17 protein-coding genes are annotated in these 17,919 nt (G+C 73.3%); 10 read left to right on the top strand and 7 right to left on the bottom strand.

The genetic code is table 11. From position 1 onward, the window contains the following. Positions 1 to 99 precede the first annotated feature (99 nt). On the bottom strand, positions 100 to 1,005 hold the full coding sequence (locus tag QI554_RS06225; protein ID WP_281466753.1) for a LysR family transcriptional regulator: 906 nt from the start codon (positions 1,003 to 1,005) through the stop codon (positions 100 to 102). 126 nt (positions 1,006 to 1,131) lie between these two features. On the opposite strand from QI554_RS06225, the gene QI554_RS06220 reads away from it, so the two are divergent. From QI554_RS06220 to QI554_RS06205, 4 genes are all read left to right on the top strand, one after another. Further along, positions 1,132 to 1,869: an SDR family NAD(P)-dependent oxidoreductase gene (locus QI554_RS06220; protein ID WP_281466751.1), complete on the top strand. Its 738-nt coding sequence runs from the start codon at positions 1,132 to 1,134 to the stop codon at positions 1,867 to 1,869. Then, the gene (locus QI554_RS06215; RefSeq protein ID WP_281466749.1) at positions 1,869 to 2,090 is read left to right on the top strand and encodes a tautomerase family protein; all 222 of its coding nucleotides are present in this window, start codon (positions 1,869 to 1,871) and stop codon (positions 2,088 to 2,090) included. Before QI554_RS06220 ends, QI554_RS06215 begins: the two co-directional genes overlap by 1 nt. Before the next feature lie 308 nt (positions 2,091 to 2,398). Continuing rightward, positions 2,399 to 3,289 (top strand): MEDS domain-containing protein, encoded by an 891-nt coding sequence (locus QI554_RS06210; protein ID WP_281466747.1) that lies wholly within the window; start codon positions 2,399 to 2,401, stop codon positions 3,287 to 3,289. After that, positions 3,283 to 3,723, top strand: coding sequence for an ATP-binding protein (locus tag QI554_RS06205; protein ID WP_425527922.1), 441 nt, complete (start codon positions 3,283 to 3,285; stop codon positions 3,721 to 3,723). The genes QI554_RS06210 and QI554_RS06205 overlap by 7 nt, the downstream gene beginning before the upstream one ends. Before the next feature lie 95 nt (positions 3,724 to 3,818). On the opposite strand, the gene QI554_RS06200 is transcribed toward QI554_RS06205, so the two are convergent. Beyond that, positions 3,819 to 4,331: a winged helix-turn-helix transcriptional regulator gene (locus QI554_RS06200; RefSeq protein WP_281466744.1), complete on the bottom strand. Its 513-nt coding sequence runs from the start codon at positions 4,329 to 4,331 to the stop codon at positions 3,819 to 3,821. Between the two features lie 104 nt (positions 4,332 to 4,435). Here QI554_RS06200 and QI554_RS06195 point away from each other — a divergent pair, with 104 nt between their 5' ends. Continuing rightward, a complete protein-coding gene (locus QI554_RS06195) occupies positions 4,436 to 5,065 on the top strand; it encodes a dihydrofolate reductase family protein (protein ID WP_281466742.1) in 630 nt (209 codons plus the stop codon). Positions 5,066 to 5,075: 10 nt separating this feature from the next. Here QI554_RS06195 and QI554_RS06190 read toward each other — a convergent pair whose 3' ends face one another. After that, positions 5,076 to 5,462, bottom strand: a complete 387-nt coding sequence (locus tag QI554_RS06190; RefSeq protein WP_281466740.1) for a hypothetical protein — start codon at positions 5,460 to 5,462, stop codon at positions 5,076 to 5,078. Between the two features lie 267 nt (positions 5,463 to 5,729). Between QI554_RS06190 and QI554_RS06185 the strand changes: the two genes are divergently transcribed. Then, entirely contained in the window at positions 5,730 to 8,123 is a 2,394-nt protein-coding gene (locus tag QI554_RS06185) for a transketolase-like TK C-terminal-containing protein (RefSeq protein ID WP_281466738.1), read from the top strand. A 78-nt stretch (positions 8,124 to 8,201) separates the two neighbouring features. Here the strand turns inward: QI554_RS06185 and nadE are convergent, their stop codons facing one another. Then, complete coding sequence (gene nadE / locus QI554_RS06180) at positions 8,202 to 9,032, bottom strand: ammonia-dependent NAD(+) synthetase (RefSeq protein WP_281466736.1); 831 nt, start codon at positions 9,030 to 9,032, stop codon at positions 8,202 to 8,204. A 237-nt stretch (positions 9,033 to 9,269) separates the two neighbouring features. Between nadE and QI554_RS06175 the strand changes: the two genes are divergently transcribed. Together QI554_RS06175 and QI554_RS06170 are read left to right on the top strand one after the other, a co-directional pair. After that, a complete protein-coding gene (locus QI554_RS06175) occupies positions 9,270 to 9,884 on the top strand; it encodes an HD domain-containing protein (protein ID WP_281466734.1) in 615 nt (204 codons plus the stop codon). Positions 9,885 to 10,109: 225 nt separating this feature from the next. Further along, positions 10,110 to 10,727, top strand: a complete 618-nt coding sequence (locus QI554_RS06170) for a DUF6000 family protein (protein ID WP_281466732.1) — start codon at positions 10,110 to 10,112, stop codon at positions 10,725 to 10,727. 1,115 nt (positions 10,728 to 11,842) lie between these two features. Here QI554_RS06170 and QI554_RS06165 read toward each other — a convergent pair. The 3 genes from QI554_RS06165 to QI554_RS06155 are packed head-to-tail and all read right to left on the bottom strand — an operon-like array spanning position 11,843 to position 15,167. Continuing rightward, positions 11,843 to 13,312 (bottom strand): amidohydrolase family protein, encoded by a 1,470-nt coding sequence (locus QI554_RS06165; RefSeq protein ID WP_281466730.1) that lies wholly within the window; start codon positions 13,310 to 13,312, stop codon positions 11,843 to 11,845. Next, positions 13,309 to 14,532, bottom strand: coding sequence for a CoA transferase (locus QI554_RS06160; RefSeq protein WP_281466728.1), 1,224 nt, complete (start codon positions 14,530 to 14,532; stop codon positions 13,309 to 13,311). The genes QI554_RS06165 and QI554_RS06160 overlap by 4 nt, the downstream gene beginning before the upstream one ends. Before the next feature lie 32 nt (positions 14,533 to 14,564). Beyond that, complete coding sequence (locus QI554_RS06155) at positions 14,565 to 15,167, bottom strand: NUDIX hydrolase (protein ID WP_281466726.1); 603 nt, start codon at positions 15,165 to 15,167, stop codon at positions 14,565 to 14,567. A 417-nt stretch (positions 15,168 to 15,584) separates the two neighbouring features. Here QI554_RS06155 and QI554_RS06150 point away from each other — a divergent pair, with 417 nt between their 5' ends. Beyond that, positions 15,585 to 16,520, top strand: coding sequence for an SGNH/GDSL hydrolase family protein (locus QI554_RS06150; RefSeq protein ID WP_281466724.1), 936 nt, complete (start codon positions 15,585 to 15,587; stop codon positions 16,518 to 16,520). A 370-nt stretch (positions 16,521 to 16,890) separates the two neighbouring features. Further along, positions 16,891 to 17,541, top strand: coding sequence for a hypothetical protein (locus tag QI554_RS06145; protein ID WP_281466722.1), 651 nt, complete (start codon positions 16,891 to 16,893; stop codon positions 17,539 to 17,541). The last annotated feature ends 378 nt before the right edge of the window (positions 17,542 to 17,919 follow it).

The following is a 17,919-nucleotide window of genomic DNA, read 5'->3' as shown; positions in this document are numbered from 1 at the left end:
GTCGAGACAGAAGTACGCCCGGAGGCGGACGGACGTTACACACCCGGCCGGGAGTTTTGGCGGCGGCCTGGACGTGGCATCGCCCGATGGCAGGCCGGCTCAGGCCTTCGGGCGGGTCAGGTGCGTCGTCAGTTCGTCGGCGAAGGCGTCGATGTGGGGTGGGCGGGGGCCGTGGCGGGTGGCGAGGTACCAGGTGCGGGTCATCGGGGTCTCGCCGATCTGGACGAGGGTGAGGGCACGGGTGGCGGTGTACGGGGCGGCGACCCAGTTCGGGAGAACGGTCGCGCCCTGGCCGCTCGCGACCATCTCGATGACGAGGTCGGTGATGACCGGCATGGTCGTGATCCGGGCCGGGCGGGCGCCCGGGGGCAGGGGGAGCGGGGTCGACGGGATGCGGGTCTGGTCGTAGGCGTCGTAGAGGATCAGGTGGGCGTCGGCGAAGTCGCCCGCGGTCAGGTGGGGGAGTGCCGCCCACGGGTGGTCGGCGGGGACGACGGCGACCATCTCGTCGTCGAAGAGGCGGGTCAGGTCGACGCGTTCCATCTGCGGGTCGGGCTTGGTGACGAGGGCGACGTCGATGCGGTCCGCGAGCAGCGCCGGGACGGGCGCGTCGTCGGGGACGGTCTCGAAGCGGACCTCGGTGCCGGGATGGCGGTCGCGGAAGGCGCGCATCACCGGCGGGAGCCACTGGAAGGTCGTGCTGCACTGCGCGGTGAAGCGCACCCGGCGGGCGCGGCCCTCGCTCATTTCGCGCAGGTCCTCGGTGGCGGTGCGCAGTTCGTTGAGGACGTGGTGCGCGGTCACCAGCAGCCGGCGGCCCGCGGCGTTGGGGACCAGGCCGCGGCCGCCGCGGTCGAACAGCGGCGTGCCGAGGCGGCTTTCGAGCCGGGTGAGGCGCTGGCTCAGCGCGGGCTGGCTGACGTACAGCGCCTCGGCGGCGGCCGTGAGCGAGCCGGATTCGGCCGTGGCGACGAGCAGTTCCAGGTCCCGCAACTCCACTGTCATAAGCAGGGATTATGGCAGGCTTCGAAGTCTGTCGTGGTGTTATCACTGAGCCGCTCCTAGGTTCGTCGTGCCGGGTCGGACCGCCCGACTCCGGCAGGTCGCAGACGCGACGGAGGAGGGGTTCCAGTGTCGAAGGACATCACCGTGGTGGTCACCGGGTCGTCGAGCGGGATCGGCCTGGGCGTGGCCCGGGCGTTCCTGGAGCGCGGCGCCAACGTGGTGCTCAACGGGCGCGACCCGGAGCGGCTGGCGAAGGCCGCGGCGGCGCTCGGGTACGGCGAACGGGTCGCCCGGGTCGCGGGCGGCATCGGCGACGCCGCGACCGGCGAGGCGCTGGTCCGCGCCGCGGTCGAGCGGTTCGGCGGCGTCGACGTGCTGGTCAACAACGCCGGGACGTTCGCGTCCAAGCCGTTCATCGACGTCACCGAGGCCGAGCTCGACGGCTTCCTCGGCGGCAACCTCAAGGGCACGTACCTGACGACGCAGGCGGTCGTGCGCCGCATGCGCGAACAGGGGCGCGGCGGAAGCGTCGTCAACATCGGCACCGTGCTGGTCGACCACGCGATCGCCGGGTTCCCCTGCTCCGCGCCGATCGTCAGCAAGGCCGGCGTCCACGCGCTCACCACGAGCCTCGCCGCCGAACTGGCCGCCGACGGGATCCGGGTCAACCTCGTCGCCCCGGGCATCGTCCGCACCCCACTGCACGCCGCCGCCGAGGTCGACGCGTACGGCGGCCTCGCGCTGCTGAACCGCGTCGGCGAGACGACCGAGATCGCCGACGCCGTCGTGTACCTGGCCACCGCCGAGTTCGTCACCGGCCACGCCCTGCGCGTCGACGGCGGCTACGTGACGGGGCGTCCCTGATGCCGTACGTCAACGTGAAGATCACCCGCGAGGGCGCGACGCCCGCGCAGAAGGCCGAGATCATCGCCGGGGTGACGGACCTCCTGGTGAAGGTGCTCGACAAGAACCCGGCGACGACCTTCGTGGTCATCGACGAAGTGGACATGGAGGACTGGGGGGTCGGCGGGCTGCCGGTCGAGGAGTACCGCAGGCGCACCGCCGACGCCGCCGGACAGCGGTGACGCGGCAGTGACGCGGCAGTGACGCGGCAGTGACGCGGTGATGACGCGTGGCGGGGGCGCCGGTGGGGGCGCCCCCGCCCCGCGGCCGGAGCGCGGGCGGGCCGGAGCGTCGAGCGCGTTCCGGTTCGCGAGGCGTGCCGGATCGGGCAGTGCGGGGACGGGATGCGACACCATTCGTACGGCATCGTCTGATTTCGGCCAACGTCGGCCAACCGGTGCGGCCCCGCGTGTGGTGTGCCGTAGCCTCCGACCCGTGCCGCCACCGTACCGACGCCGCGCGGCACAGGGGGAGTGGGGAAACCAACACCATGCCTGAGCGGCCTGAGAGTTCGACCACGGGCTCGGAGATCCCCGTGCAGCGGATGCGGCCCGGCGACCATGCGTTCGTCAGTTACGGCGACGACGAGGGGCGCTGGGACGTGCTGACCGCGTTCACCTGGCTCGGTCTCGCGGGTGGTGAGCGGGTGATCGTGTTCGCCGACCCCGGGGTGCCGCGTGACGATGTGCTCGCGCGGCTGGGCGCCGACAGCCCCGAGCTCGCCGACGCGCTCGGGCGGGGGCAGCTCGTGCTGAGCAGCATGCGTGAACTCATCCAGCCGGAAAGGAACTTCACCGCGACCCGGCAGCAGGCCCGGCTCGTCGAGGAGACCGACCGCGCGGTGGGCGACGGCTACCGGGCGCTGCGCGCGTACATCGACATGCACTGGGTTCCGGCGCTCGGCACGGACGTCTCCGCGATGATCGACCGGGAGACGCACGCGGACCACCTGTTCACGGACCGCCCCTACAGCGAGATCTGCGCGTACGACCGGCGCTGGTTCGACGACGCCGTGCTCGAGGCGATGCGGCGCGCCCACCCGTGCAACCTGCTCGAGTACGTCGGCGCGCTGCACGCCGAACACACCTCCGGCGTGGTCCGGTTCGCCGGTGAGGCCGACCTGGCCACGCGCGAGCGGTTCACCGCCGCCGTCGCGGTCGCGATGGCGGCGGCCCGAGGCCACGCGCTGACGGTCGACCTGACGCACCTGCACTTCCTGTCCGCCGGCTGCGCGGGGGACCTGCTGCGCGCCGCCGCCGCGGTGTCCGGGCCCGCGCGCGTCGACATCCGGTGCAGCCCCTTCCAGGCCGGACTGTTGCGCAACCTCGGCGCGCGTGAGACCGTCCGGCTGGTGCTGAGCGAGACGGGGGCCGGGTGCTGACCGGCGACCGGGTGGGCGAAGGGGCGCGCGACGGCGGGCGGGCCGGGCTGCTCCTGGACTGGAGCTTCACGGCTGCCGAACTCCCGCAGCTGCGCCTGCTGGTCGAGGAGCACGCGGCGCGCGCCGGGCTGGGCGCACGGCGTCGCGGCGAATTCGTCTTCGCGGTGAGCGAGATCGCCACGAACGCGGTCGAACACGCGGGTGGACGGGGCCGGTTGAGGCTGCGTCGGATCGCGGGTGAGCTCGAGTGCCAGGTCGCGGACGCCGGCCCGGGTTTCACCGAGGCGGTCATTCCCGAGCTCGCGCCGGGCGTCGACGGGGACGGCCGCGGCGGACGAGGGCTGTGGCTGGCCCGCATGGTCACCGACCGCCTGACCGTCGAGGACGGCGCGCCGGGCGCGGTGGTGACGGTGGCGGTGAAACTGCCGGGTTGACAGGTGGGCTTCGGTCGATCGGCAGGCCTCGGACGACCACCGCTGTCGGGGAGTCGGTGCTGTAGTGCTGTCGGTCGGGCACGGCTCCCGCCCGTTCAGACCGCGGCCTCGGCCTTCGCGGACGCCACCGCGCTCTCGTACGCCTCACGCAACCGCCGCGTCGCGAGCGGCCGTTCCGGGTGCGGCCGCGGGACGCCCAGGTGCTGCTCGCGCAGTTCGTCCATCAGGTCGGCCCACAGTTCCGGCCCGCCCTCGTCCAGTACCCGTGCGCGTACGGCCAGTTCCGGTGTCGTGTCGCGGTGCCGCAGGCCCCAGGTGCCGAGTGCGGCCAGGATCGGGACGGTCTGGATGCCGGCCTCGGTGAGGCTGTAGGTCGCGCGGTGCCCGCGACCGGCCTCCTCCTGGGTGAGCAGGCCGCCGGCGACGAGCGCCTTGAGGCGGCTGCTGAGGATGTTGGACGCGATGCCCTCCTGCGAGTGTGTGAGCAGGTCGCGGAAGTGCCGCCGCCCGCCGAAGATCACGTCGCGCAGCACGATCAGGCTCCAGCGGTCGCCGAGCGCCTCGACCGCCGCGTTGATCGGGCAGCCGGATCGCGGGCCTTCGCGCATGTCCCCTCCAGGTGATTGCATTTCGCAAGCACTGAGTCTACTGTCACTGTCCACACGGTGATTGCAAAATGCAATCACCAGGCTCGGAGGGAACGAGGTCGGCCATGTCGCTGGTACGCGTCCACAACTTCTCCGTCTCGCTCGACGGCTTCGGCACCGGTGAGGGCCAGAGCCTCGACAAACCGTTCGGACACGCCGACAAGCGGCTGCACGAGTGGTTCTTCAAGGTCGGCGCCGGGCCGATCGGCCGACTGCGCGGCGTCGACGGCGCGATGGCGGCCGGCTGGGAGCCCGGCATCGGCGCCGAGATCATGGGCCGCAACAAGTTCGGCCCGCAGCGCGGCCCCTGGGAGGACGAGTCGTGGGAGGGCTGGTGGGGCCCGAACCCGCCGTTCCACACTCCTGTCTTCGTGCTCACCCACCACCCGCGCCCGACGCTGGAGATGGAGGGCGGAAACACCTTCCACTTCATCGACGCCACGCCCGAGGAGGCGCTGCGCCAGGCCCGCGAGGCGGCCGGCGGGCTCGACGTGCGCATCGGCGGCGGCACCGACGTCCTGCGGCAGTTCCTCGCCGCCGACCTCGTCGACTACATGCACATCGTCGTCGTGCCGATCCTCCTCGGCCGCGGCGAGCGGCTGTGGGACGGCGCCGAGGGGCTCGACGAGCGCTTCGACATCGAGTCGGTCAGCACGCCGAGCGGGGTCACCCACGTGATCTTCACCCGCAAGTGACCAGAGAGGGTCAGCGGAGGGGTTCCGGCGCGGGCAGTGGATCCGCGTCGGCCCGCACGGGCTCGGGCCACGGGGTGTCGAACGCGCCGGGCCCGGCGCTCCGGTCCGACGGGTCCCAGCCGGCCGCCAGCGCGGCGCGTACGGCCTTGGCGACGAATCCCGGGGTCACCGGCTGGACGGGGAGCTGGTCCCGCCGCTCCGGCGGCGCCCCGGCGACCATGGGCCAGTACAGCGACAGGTCGAAGAACTCGACGTCGACGTGCAGCCTGCGTCCGCTCGGCACGTCGCCGCGCCACACGCGCAGCCTCAGCGTGAGGTCACCGGACCAGCGCACGTGCCAGGCGTAGTCGGCGCCGTCGATGCTGATGGGGCGGGGCGTTGCGGCCGAGCGGGGCATGGGTCGACGGTATAGGGCCCGCGGTGGGCCGGTGTCCCGGATAAGCGAGGGGAGTCGTCGCCAAGCGGTGTTCGGCGTCCGATAGCCGGTGTCTTGAAGCGGGTGTCCTGCGAAGATCGTTGATCTCGGGCGGGGGGCGGCGCGTGACAGACCGGTCCCACGTATCGCATGCTGAGACGATCGCGTAGGGTCTGGGTCCGGTCCGGTGCAGGCAGGCCCCGGAGCCGTCCCGGCAGGCCCCCGACCCCCGAACCGGCGAGGAGAACGATGCACGACAGCGCTGTCCGGCACGCCGCCACCGACCACCCCGCGGGCGCGCTCGGCATCGAACCGGCCGTCCTCGACGCCGTCCAGCGACGCGTCCTGTGGCTGGCCACCCGCATCGTCGACGCCGCCAACCACGACCGTCCCAACACCGACGGCATCAAGGTCGGCGGCCACCAGGCCTCGTCCGCGTCGCTCGTCTCGGCGATGACCGCGCTGTGGTTCGCGCACCTCGACGGGCCCGACCGGATCAGCGTCAAGCCGCACGCCTCGCCCGTGTTCCACGGCATCCAGTACCTGCTGGGCAACCTCGACCGGTCGTACCTGACGATGCTGCGCGCCAAGGGCGGACTACAGTCCTACCCGTCGCGCACCAAGGACCCCGACCGCGAGTGGATCGACTTCTCCACCGGGTCCGTCGGCCTCGGCGCGGCCGCCCCGCTGTTCGCCGCCGCCACCCGGCGGTACGTCGACGCGCACTTCGGGCCCCGCCCCGCCGCCCGGTTCATCGCGCTGCTCGGCGACGCCGAACTCGACGAGGGCAACATCTGGGAGGCCATCGCCGACCCCGCCACGCAGGGGCTCGGCAAGGTCATGTGGATCGTCGACTTCAACCGGCAGTCGCTCGACCGCGTCGTGCCGGGCGTGCGCATCGACCAGTGGCGCGGCCAGTTCGCCGCCGCCGGCTGGCACGTTGTCGAGGTCAAGTACGGGCGCCGCCTGCAGGCCGCGTTCGCCCGCCCCGGCGGCGACGCGCTCAAGGGCTGGCTCGACGCCATGCCCAACGAGCAGTACCAGTCCCTCTTCGGGCTCGACGCCTCCGCCGTGCGCGCCGCGTTCCTCGACGGCGCCCCCGCCGGGGTCGCCGAGGCGCTGGCCGGCATCCCCGACACCGAGCTGCGCGACCTGGTCACCGACCTCGGCGGCCACGACATAGGGGCGCTGCTCGAGGCGTACCGCGCCTGCGACGCCGAGACCGACCGGCCCAGCGTCGTCTTCGCGTACACCGTCAAGGGCTGGGGGCTGCCGGTCGCCGGCAACCCGCGCAACCACTCGGCGCTGCTGACCACCGAGCAGGTCGCCGACCTGCGCGCCGAGCTCGGGCTCACGCCCGGCACCGAATGGGACCGCTTCGACCCGGCGACGCCCGAGGGCATCCTCGCCGCGCAGCGCCGCGAGCACCTCGCCCGCGACCCCAAGCCGGGGCCGCTCGGCGTCGCTGTGCCGAACGCGACCGGGCAGCGCATGAGCAAGCCGGTCTCCACCCAGGAGACCTTCGGACGCGTGCTCGTCGACCTGTCCCGCGACCCCGCGCTCGCGCCGTACCTGGTCACCACCGCGCCGGACGTCGCCACCTCGACCAACCTCGCCGGCTTCATCAACCGCACCGGCGTCTTCGCGCCCGCCGTGCGCCGCGCCTGGTCGGCCGACGGCGCGCTCAAGTGGGTCGAGGGGCCGAGCGGGCAGCACATCGAGCTCGGCATCTCCGAGATGAACCTGTTCCTGCTGCTGGGGCAGCTCGGGTTGGCCGGCGACCTGTCGGGGCAGCCGCTCATCCCCGTCGGCACCGTCTACGACCCGTTCGTGTGCCGGGGGCTCGACGCGTTCATCCACGCCACCTACTCCGGCTCGCGGTTCATCATCGCGGGCACGCCGTCCGGTGTGACGCTCGCCCCCGAGGGCGGTGCGCACCAGTCGACGATCACGGCGTCGATCGGCCTCGAACTGCCCGGCACCACGCTCATCGAACCCGCGTACGGCACCGCGCTCGACTGGCTGCTGTGCGACGCCGTCGGCCGCATCGCCGCCGGGCCCGACCAGGGCGTCGACCCCGACAACGGCTCCTACTACTTCCGGCTCACCACGCGGCCCATCGACCAGTCGCCGTTCGAGGCCGCCCGCGCCCGCATCGGCGACGCGGTGCTGCGGCGGCAGGTGCTGGCCGGGGCGTACCGGCTCCTCGACGCGCCCGCCGAGCTGGCCGACGCGCCCAGCGTCTACCTGGCCTCGTGCGGCGCCGTCCTGCCGGAGGTCCTGCTCGCCGCCGAGGAACTGCGCGAGGAGGGCATCGCGGCGCACGTCGTCGACATCACCTCCGCCGACCGGCTGTACGCGGGGTGGCAGCGCACGCTCCGGCAGGGCGTGCGGACGGCGACGACCCCGTCCGCGCCGGGCGTCCTCCGCAGCGCCTTCCCCGACCGCGCCCCGGTCGTCACCGTCCACGACTCGGCCTCGCACACGCTGGCCTGGCTCGGCTCCGCCCTCGGCGTCCCGTGCGTCCCCCTCGGCGTCGACCAGTTCGGCCAGACCGGCCGCATCGAGGACCTGTACGGCCTCCACGACCTGCTCCCGGGCTCCATCGTGAACGGAGCCCTGGCGGCGCTGTCGCTGGCGTAGTGCCTTGACGCGGGACGGGCCCGGCCCTGGCTGTGTGTGCCAGGGGTCCGGGCCCGTCCTGTGTGTCCGCTTCCCCCGTCAGGGGGCGATCGGCAGCTGGCGCTTGTGGTCGGTCAGGCGGTAGCGGCGGACGATCGCGTCGAAGGCGGGTTCGGCGACCGGCTTGCCCTCGAGGAAGTCGTCGATGTCGTCGTAGGTGACGCCGAGCGCGTCCTCGTCCGGCTTGCCCGGGTCCAGCGTCTCCAGGTCGGCGGTCGGGACCTTGAAGACCAGGTCCGCGGGAGCGCCCAGGGCCTCGGCGACGCCGCGCACGCGGCGCTTCGTCAGGCCGGTCAGCGGCACGACGTCGGCGGCGCCGTCGCCGAACTTGGTGAAGAAGCCCGACACCGCCTCGGCGGCGTGGTCCGTGCCGACGACCAGGCCGTCGTGCGCGCCGGCCACCGCGTACTGGGCGATCATGCGCTGGCGGGCCTTGACGTTGCCGTGCACGAAGTCCTGGTGGCGCGCGTCGCGGAAGACGGTGCCGCCGGCGAGCGAGGCGTCCAGCGCGGCGTCGCTGGCCGGCTTCACGTCGACGGTCAGGACCCGGTCGGCGCGGATGAACTCGAGCGCGCGCTGGGCGTCGTGCTCGTCGGCCTGCGTGCCGTACGGCAGGCGCATGGCGTAGAAGGTGGCGTCCTGCCCGGTCTCCCGGACCCGCTCGACCGCGAGCTGGCACAGCCGGCCCGCCGTCATCGAGTCCACCCCGCCGCTGATGCCCAGCACGAGGGAGCGCAGGCCCGACGACGTCAGCTGCCCGGCGAGGAAGGCCACCCGGCGCTCGATCTCCTCGAGCGCGTCGAACGACGCGCCCACCTGGAGATCCCGGGCGATCTCCTGCTGCACGGACGCGGACGCCTGGTCGGACACGGTTGCTCCTAGGTCGGCTCCCGCGGAGCGCTCGGCGCCAGAGCCGGGCCGCGCCGCGGATGAGTGCGGGGACGCCAGCACTCTATTGGCGGGCCGCCGCGGGGGTGACGGGGGAGTCCTGGACGTGTGGCGCGATCTGTGGGCCGCGCGGCGTCGGCGACGGGGGCCGGCGGCCCCGGTGGGCTCCTAGGCTGGGCGTACCGCCGACGGGGCGGCCGGAGAGCGAGGAGTGGGGTCGTGGCCGAGTTCATCACCGAGATCGCGGGCGTGCGGGCCGCCGAGGGTCGCGCGGCGGAGGCGGCGTTCGCGGTGTGCGCGGAGTACACCGACGCGGCGCTGGCCAACCACTCGCTGCGCTCCTACTTCTTCGGCGCCGCGTACGCCGAGGCCCGCGGCATCGCCTTCGACCGGGAGCTGTTCTACGTCGCCGCGCTGCTGCACGACCTCGGCCTGACGCCGGCCTTCGACAGCCACACGCTCCCCTTCGAGGAGGCCGGCGGCCACGTCGCCCGCGTGCTGACGGCCGGACTCGGCTGGGACCTCGCCCGCCGCGACCGCGCCGCCGAGCTGATCGTCCGCCACATGCGCGACGACGTCACCGCCGACGAGGACGCCGAGAGCCACCTGCTCCAGGTCGGCACCTCGATCGACGTCTCCGCCACCGGCCTGGGCGACGTCGACCCGGACTTCACCGCCGCGCTGATGCGCCGCGTGCCGCGCCTGGGCTTCGGCGCGGAGTTCACCCGCCTCGTATGCGACCAGGCCGACCGCAAGCCCGCGAGCGCGGCGGCGGCCTGGGCAACCGGCGGCGGACCCAAGCGCGTCGCCGCGAACCCGCTGGAGACGTACTGACGGGGAGCGCCGTCGGCGCGCCCGACGGAGCGGAGCGGCGCGGGGGTGCCGGCGGGGCGGCGCGGGGCGGAGTGGGCACGCTGGCGGTGGGGTGGGGTGGGGTGCGGTGGGGTGCGGTGCGGTGGGGTGCGATGCGATGCGGTGCGGGCGCCGTGGCGGGGCGGAGCGGCGCCGGAGCGGCGTAAACCGGTGGCCGGGCCGGCGCCGCCGGTCCACGATGCGGTGATGCTCGAGGATTACGGCACACCCGAGGCGAACCGGCTGAGCCGGTACTACGTCCAGGACCGGCACATAAAGCTGCCCAGGTGCGCGATCGGTGGCACGCCCGGCACCGAACGCGCCGAGTTCGGCCTGGCGTTGGCCCAGGACGCCGCCGCGATCACCGACGCGGACCTCGACACCCTGCTGGCCTGGGGCTGGCGCGAGCGGGCGGTCGCGGCCTGGCTCGTTGCGGTGGACGGCCGCACCGCGTACCGGGAACGCCTCGGCGAGCAACTCCTCGCCGGCAAGTACGCCGGCGCCGGCCAGGGCCACTGCACAGCCCTGGCCCTCTTCGGCGAGCCGGCCGACGCCGAACTGCTGACGGCGTATCTCGACCACTACCTCGCGCAGCCCAAGATCCTCTCCGACCAGCCCTGGGCTCTCGGCGCCCTCATGCTCTTGGACGCGAACCACCACACCGAACGGGCCTCCCGCTACCTCACCGAGGGCGGCCTCTGGGACCAGTGGGTCGCGGAAGGCCCGGGCCCCAAGAACGTCGACGCCGACACATACCTGCTGTGGACCCGCCAATGCCGTGACTTCGTCCGAGACGCCCGCGACCTACGGGCGATGTACGCCTGAGCGGGGGTGGGTTGGTCTGGACCGTTGCGGCGGCGCGCCGTCGGTGTGCGAGCGTGCCGGCATGTGCGGGGCGGGCCTCGGTCGTTGCGGCGTGGAGATCGTCGGCCATGCACGGTCCCCTGGCCTGTCTGCCGGCGGTGTCCATCTCCCCCTCCCGATTTTGGATTGTCCGCGCGGCCGGTCGCCTGTCAAGGCGCGGTGGATCTTCCACGGACAGGTGGCCTGTCGCGTGGTGGTGGGGGCGCCTTGACAGACGCCCGGCCGCGCTTAAAACCGCGGCAACTATCGGGAGGGGGAGGCGGTGTGGAGGCGCAGTGCGTGCGTTGCGTTGCCGAGCTGCGGTTCCAGCGTGGGGCGGGCGGGCGACCGCCTTTGACGACCGGTGACCGCGCTTCCCGGTTCTCATATCGCACCAAATCGGGCATTAGGGCGCCGAATCCCTTATTGGCTTTGCGTCAAAAGAACCAAATGGCCACATGTTGCCATCTGGTTCTTTTGAAAACCGTTGTCAGTGAGAGGTGAGAGGTCGGCGACCGCGGCCCGGCGGCGCGACCCGTCCCGGCACCCGGCCGACACCGACCGGCAGCGCCGGGCGCCCGCCACGCTGGGACCGCAGCCCGGCGACGCGAAGCGAGGGAGCGGCGCCACACCTCCCGCCCCTCCCGCAGGTGCCAAGGATGTTCAGCGCGGACGGCCCGCGGGTCAAGCCGCCCCCTGAAGCACGGGACAGGCCGCCTTCAACAGCGTTGGCCATGCTGCGGCTTGACGCGCGGGTCGGCCGCGCGAAAATCGAAAGCGGGAGGGGCGGGAGGCCACCGACAGCGGTGCAGCCCCGGGACGGTGCGGCCCATCCTTAGCCCGTGGCCACGGAACAGACCGAGCAGGGGCAGCCAGGCGCAGTCCCCGCCGCAACGCTTCGGGCCGCCCGCAGCACAGCCGGCCGGCTCGCAAGCCGACGGCGCGCCTCCCCGATGGAGCGGAACCAACGCGGCGGCGCGGACCCCGCGCCGCTCGTCGCCGAGCTGGACGCCGTCGCCGCCGGACTCGAGGCGCACTTCGCCTACGAGGAGGCCGAACTCCTCCCGGTGCTCGGTGCTCGGTGCTGTGACGGACGGTCAGGACGACGTGTAGGCGATCAGGCCGGCGCAGATGGTCATGCGTACGAGGTCGCGACGGGGGTCGGCGAGCGCCGCGGCCAGCGGTGTGTGGAACAGGCACAGGTCGGCGACGAAGCCCGCCTCGAACGGGATCGGCGGACGGGCGGAGGGACGGCCTCGGTTCGTCAGGCTGTTCAGGGCGGTGGCGGCCGTGACCCGTTCGTCCGGCCCGAGCACGCGGCCGGACGGTGTAGTGCGGTCGCGGGCGGCGCGCAGGATCCGCCACGGGTCGGGGTCGCTGTACGGGGCGTCGCTGGACAGCCCGACGCGCACACCCGCCTCGATGAGCGAGCGGTAGCGGTACAGGTCGGGCAGGTCGGCCGGGTCCACCTCGGCCGCATAGGCGTCGCCGCGCTCGGCGACGAAGCCGGGCTGTGTGACGACCATGCGCCGCTTGGCGGCGAGACGCGGGATCAGCTCGACCGGGACGACGGCGGCGTGTTCGATCCGGTCGAAGCCGACCATCGGCGGGCCGGCCTCGTCGAGCGCGGCCAGGGCCAGCACCAGAGACTCGCGCGTGACGCAGTGGATGGCCACCGCGTTGGCGTACTCCTCGCCCCGGAGCTCGCGGACGCGGGCGAGGAGGCGGTCGTACGGCCAGGGGTCGTGGTCCGGCGGGTGGATCTTCGACGCCCCGAAGTGCACGCGCCCGTCGCGTGTTTCCCGCCACACGGACGAGCCGGGCCGCAGGCCGAGGAGAGTGAGCGCCTGCGGCAACGAACGGGTGCGGGAAGCCTCGCCGAGGTGGCGCACACTGTCGTCGGGGAGGTCAGGCGTCGCGTCGGTGAGGTGTGTGACACCGAACGAGGCGTACAGGCATCCGACTTCGGCGAGGTCCGGGAGCCGGGAGGGGATGCGCTCGCGGAGCCAGGCGTCGAGGTCCCACAGGCGTCCGTCGGGACGGCCGTCGCGGTCGGTGCCTACGCCGGGAGGCAGGGGGCGGACCGACGCGGATTCGGTTTCCAGGCCGAGTGCGCGCAGGCCGGCCGAGTTGACGTACCAGAGCGCGCCGCTGCGGTGCTGGATCCGGACGGGGACGTCAGGGCGCAGCGCGTCGAGACGGTCCCGCGTCAACTCGCCCGCGACGGACGGGTGGTAGCCGACACCGCGCACCCAGCCGTCGGCGCCCGGCAGGGCGTCGCGCAGCCTGTCGGCCAGCGCGTCGGCGGTCGTGACCTTCGGCGGGCCGCAGGAGACGGACGCCATGGCGGCCGCGAGCGCGTGCAGGTGGGTGTGGTGGTCGGCGAGACCCCAGATGAGCGCACCCCCGCGCCCGTCCACGAGTTCGTCCGCGGCCGTCGGGGCGATGTCGCCGGGCGCCCGAGAGATCTCGGCGATGCGCCCGTCGGCGATCGCGACGTCGCAGCGGCGCACGCCGTCCAGTTCGACGTCGCGCAGTACGAGGCGGGGGCTGGGGGAGTCGGTCACCGTAGATCGAACTCCTTGAGGACGGCGTCGGTGTCGGCGCCGAGCGGGCGGGCGGCAGCGGAGGGAGAACGGGCGAACGGTGGTGCTGCACAAGCGGGTTCAGCGGTCCGCCCACTGCCGCCGGAGAACGCCGCCGCCTCTGCCGCCACATCGGACATCGCCACATCGAGCAGCACCCCGCCGCCGCCCGCGTAGGCGTTCAGCGCGGCGACGGCGGCCCGCACGCCCGTCAGCGGATCGGCGAGGGCGTCGCCGCAGACCAGCGGCGTTCCGTCGGCGTCCCGCGCGAACAGGCCCGCCGCCACGGCGACGTCGTCGCCGAAGCCGGGCCGGTCGGCCCCGGGGCCGGTGCGTCCGAACGCCGTGACCGACACCCAGGTCGGCCCGGGCCGACGGGCGGCGACATCCTCGGGTCGTATGCCGAGCCGTGCGAGCGCCCGTGGCCGCGACGCTTCGACGACGATGTCGGCCTGGGCCAACAGGGCTTTCAACAGAACGACTTCATCCGGATTCGCGAAGTCGAAGGCGACCGACGCATGTCCCGCGTGCAGCAGGTCGTAGAACGCGGCCGGCCCGAACCGCGCGCCGTCCGGCCGTCGCGTGCTCTCGACCTTGACGACGCTGGCGCCGGCGAGCCCGAGCAGGTGGGCGCACAGCGGACCGGCCCAGAGCGCGGACAGGTCGATGACCAGCGGCGGCACGCCGGGCGCGGGCGGCTGGGCGCGAGGTCCGATGGCGATCGGAACATCACTGTCCTGTCGGGGAACCGACGGATCGTCCGGAACCCGGGCCGCCGGGATCTCCAACAGCAGCGCCCGCTCGCAGACCTCCCGTGCGGTGCGGGTGCCGACCCAGGCTTCGAGCGGCGCCCAGTCGCGATCCCGAAGCGAAGGCTCGGCCACGGCGCCCTCGGTCAGAGCCGGCACGGAGGCGGCGTCGCAGGCCCGCGCGAGGTTGATTCCCAGCCACCCGCCGTCACCCGCGCGCATCAGCCGGAAGGCCCCGCCGGGCGACGAACGCCCTTGCCGCACAAAGCCCCCGAGAGCCGCCCGCTCGCCGAGCAGGCGGCAGTCCGGGAGCGGCCCGGCGGCGGTGGCCGGCAGGCCGCAGCGCTCGGCGGTCTCCCGGAACCGGCCGAGCTCACGCGTCAGCCACGCCGCCGGGTCGCCGCCCGAGGCCGGGACGAGCGGCGGCCCGTCCGGACGTCCGGTCAGCGCCATGCCGCCCGAAAGGGCCCAGTGCGCCCGGCGGTTCAGTACCGCGTCCAGTCAGGCTGCAGGAGGTCGGCCACACGGGTCTCGGGCCGGTCGAGGAGGACCACTTCGCGGAACTGCCAGAGCATGGCGCCCGTCGGGGCGTGGATGGTCATGTCGGGCTTGAGGCGCATCTGGAGGAGCGGCGAGCCGGTGGGCTGCGGCTCCCAGTAGGGCGTGTCGTCGGCGGCGAGCCGGTCCAGTGTGACCAGGTGGACGGCGTGCACCTCGTGGTTGGGGACGAGCCTGGCGGGGTCCGCGGTCGACGCCACGATGGGGGTGATGGCGAATCCGGACGCGGCGGGGAAGTCGTCGAGCCGGCCGAGCACCGCGTCCGGCGGAAGCTCCAGGCCCACCTCTTCGGCGAGTTCGCGCAAGCCGGCCGCGACGGCGGTCTCCCCGTCCTCCACACGGCCGCCGGGGAGGCCCCACTGCCCGGCGTTCCGGCCCCGGTAGGCGCGCTTGATGACGACCACCGACAGTGCGCCCTCCCGCTCGACGACGCACAGCACCACGGCGGCCCGCCGCCCGGCGGCCACCTCGGCCGGGCGGAACGCCGCCAGCCTCTCCCGCGCCATCGCGGCGAACTCGGTGATTCCCATCGCGCCAGCGTAGGCGGGGACGTCGAAGGGATGGTGCGGACACCCCGCCGGAACAGCCGCCCCGACCAACCGTCGGGACGCCGGATCGGCCGCGTCCGGAACTCGGCCCGGAACTCGGCCCGGAACTCGGCCCGGAACTCCGGCCGGACTCCGCCGGAACTCCCGTGCGCCCCAGCGAATTTCCGCATCCCGCGATTTCCTTTTCGCTCCGCCGTGGCGCGAAATGCGTAATCCGATTCGCTCCGGAGCGGAGCGGAATCCCGTCGGGCGGGCTCGGGCGAACTGCGAGGAAATCTTTGCGAATTCGCGTGTCGAATTACTGGACTCCTCGTTTACCTGGAAGTAACTTACTCGCCGGTAGTCGCTCCGCCGCATGCCCGCTCCGTCCCGCCCCGTTCCCCGCCCCCGGGAGGAACCGTGCTCACATCCGTCCGCAAGCGCACCACCGTCCTGCTCGGCGCCATAGCCCTCGCGGCGGCGTCCGCGCTGGTCGGACCGGTCGCGGCCGCCGACGCGGCCGGCTCGGCCGCGTACCGGAACTACGTCGCGCTCGGCGACTCGTACGCGGCCGGCGCCGGCGTGCCGAGCCAGTCGGCGGGGCTGTGCCTGCGTTCCGACCACAACTACGGGCACCTCGTCGCGGCCTCGCTCGGCGTCTCCAACTACCGCGACGTCACCTGCGCGGCGGCCAAGGTCGCCGATATGAACGAGGACCAATACGACGCGTTCATCAAGGTCAACGACGCACAGCTGAACGCCGTTTCGGCCGACACGGATCTCGTGACGCTCGGCATCGGCGGCAACGACCTCGGCACGTCCGACCTCGGAATCGGCGACGTCATCGCGACGTGCATCGCGGGCGCGGTCGTCAACCCGCTCGGTACCCCGTGCAAGGACCACTACGCGGACGGCCACTGGGACTGGGGCAGCTGGTCCTGGACGTGGGGGCACGACACCCTCGTCGACCGCATCAACGGGGCGGCGCCGCAGATCGCGTCCGTCATCCGGCAGATCCACGCGAAGGCGCCGCACGCCAAGATCGTGCTCGTGGGCTACCCGTCGGTGCTGCCCGACGACGCGTGGGACTGCCTGCTGAAGCAGCCGGTGACCGTCGGGGACGTCGAGTACCTGCGCGGGATCCTCGGCCGGCTCAACACCATGCTGGCCGACACGGCCGCGGCGAACGGCGCGGCGTACGTCGACACCCTCACGCCGACCAAGGGCCACGACGTGTGCTCCGCCGACCGCTGGATCGAAGGCACCCTGCCGGGCTCCCCGGCCGTGCCGTTCCACCCGAACGCGACCGGCGAACGGGTGATGGCCGACGCGGTGCTGCGGACCATCGGCGGCTGACCGCCGGCCGCCGCCGGGGCCGCCACACCACGCCGCACCGCCAGGCGGCCCACCACGACGGCGCCGCAGGCCCCCCGCTCAGGGGCCTGCGGCGCCGTCGCCTTTCGCGACGGCGGCCTTCTCGGCGGCCGGGGGGATCGCGGGACGGTGACGGTTGGCGCACGAAGGCGTCAACCGGCTGGTGGGTATGAATGGGCGTCAGGATCCTTGCCTGAGAGGGGGCTTCGAGGCGGGGGTGGACGTGTCGGATCACGGGACCGGGGAGCCGCAGGGACGCCCGGCGTGGACGCCGCAAGGAGCGTCGTGGCGCCGAGGGCCGTCCGGCTGGGTGGTGGTCCCTCCGCCGCCGAGGCCCGCGACCCCGAAGCGCATGCGGATCATCGCCGCGGCCGCCGCCGCGGCGTGGCTGGCAGTGGCTCTCGCGAACCTGAACGTCTACAGGGCCTATCGGTCCTGGCGCGCCGAGCTGGCGTCCCGCATCGACGAGGCGAGCGAACGCACGACTCTGCAGGCGCGGTGGGATCTCGCCCCGGAACCCAGCGTGGACGCGAGGACGGCCGACCTGCTGGTGATGGGGACGACGCTGTGCGCATGCGCCCTCATCGCCTGGTGGGCGGTGCTCGTGACCCGGAACCGGGAAGCGTGGTACGGCTCGTCGGCCCCTGCCGTGGTTCCGTTCAGGAGACGACGCAACGGAGCCGCTTCGTCGACGGCCGCCGGCCACGCATCCCCATGGACGCGGGAGGCGCGGCGCACCATGATCCGGCCGATATGGCTCGCCGTCCCGATGTTCCTGGTGCTCGTAGGAACGTGGTTCGAGCGGATGGTGATCGCGATGGGGGAGCCGGCTCGCGTGCCCGCGGACGTCAAGATCGACGGGGCGATCGCGGAGGCCCGCTGGCTGATGTCGGTGGCATGGATACAGGCGGTGGGCGTGCTGCCTGCGCTGCTGGTGATAGCGGTGACGACGCGACAGCACCTCAAGCGATTGCGGGCGGGGCTGGTGGATCAGGCGGAGTAGCCCGGGCTTGCCGGGGTGGGCTTGTCGTTGGGGCGTGGACGTCGAAGACCATGCACCGTCCCGGACCTGCATGTCGGCGGCGGCCATCTCCCCCTCCCGATTGGGGATTGTCCGCGCGGCCGGTCGCCTGTCAAGGCGCGGTGGACCGGTCCTCGACAGGTGGCCTGTCCCGGGGTGGTGGGGGCGCCTTGACAGGCGCCCGGCCGCGCTTAAAACCGCGGCAACTATCGGGAGGGGGAGGCGGTGTGGAGGCGCAATGCGTGCTTCGCGTCGCCGGGCTGCGGTCCCAGCGTGGGGCGGGCGACCACCTTTGACGACCGGTGACCGGGCTCCATGGGTCTCATATCGCACCAAATCCGGGCATTGGGGCGGCCGAAC

It is taken from the genome of Yinghuangia seranimata, assembly GCF_029953285.1.
GTDB classification, from domain to species: domain Bacteria; phylum Actinomycetota; class Actinomycetes; order Streptomycetales; family Streptomycetaceae; genus Yinghuangia; species Yinghuangia seranimata.
The sequence above is the reverse complement of the archived record's forward strand: the minus strand, read 5'-3'. Positions and strand labels throughout refer to the sequence as shown.

Coding starts and splice junctions, on each gene's coding strand:
- QI554_RS06225 (WP_281466753.1), bottom strand. CDS start 1,005: ATGACAGTGGAGTTGCGGGACCTGGAACTGCTCGTCGCCACGGCCGAA.
- QI554_RS06215 (WP_281466749.1), top strand. CDS start 1,869: ATGCCGTACGTCAACGTGAAGATCACCCGCGAGGGCGCGACGCCCGCG.
- QI554_RS06210 (WP_281466747.1), top strand. CDS start 2,399: ATGCCTGAGCGGCCTGAGAGTTCGACCACGGGCTCGGAGATCCCCGTG.
- QI554_RS06200 (WP_281466744.1), bottom strand. CDS start 4,331: ATGCGCGAAGGCCCGCGATCCGGCTGCCCGATCAACGCGGCGGTCGAG.
- QI554_RS06195 (WP_281466742.1), top strand. CDS start 4,436: ATGTCGCTGGTACGCGTCCACAACTTCTCCGTCTCGCTCGACGGCTTC.
- QI554_RS06190 (WP_281466740.1), bottom strand. CDS start 5,462: ATGCCCCGCTCGGCCGCAACGCCCCGCCCCATCAGCATCGACGGCGCC.
- QI554_RS06185 (WP_281466738.1), top strand. CDS start 5,730: ATGCACGACAGCGCTGTCCGGCACGCCGCCACCGACCACCCCGCGGGC.
- QI554_RS06170 (WP_281466732.1), top strand. CDS start 10,110: ATGCTCGAGGATTACGGCACACCCGAGGCGAACCGGCTGAGCCGGTAC.
- QI554_RS06160 (WP_281466728.1), bottom strand. CDS start 14,532: ATGGCGCTGACCGGACGTCCGGACGGGCCGCCGCTCGTCCCGGCCTCG.
- QI554_RS06155 (WP_281466726.1), bottom strand. CDS start 15,167: ATGGGAATCACCGAGTTCGCCGCGATGGCGCGGGAGAGGCTGGCGGCG.
- QI554_RS06145 (WP_281466722.1), top strand. CDS start 16,891: ATGCGGATCATCGCCGCGGCCGCCGCCGCGGCGTGGCTGGCAGTGGCT.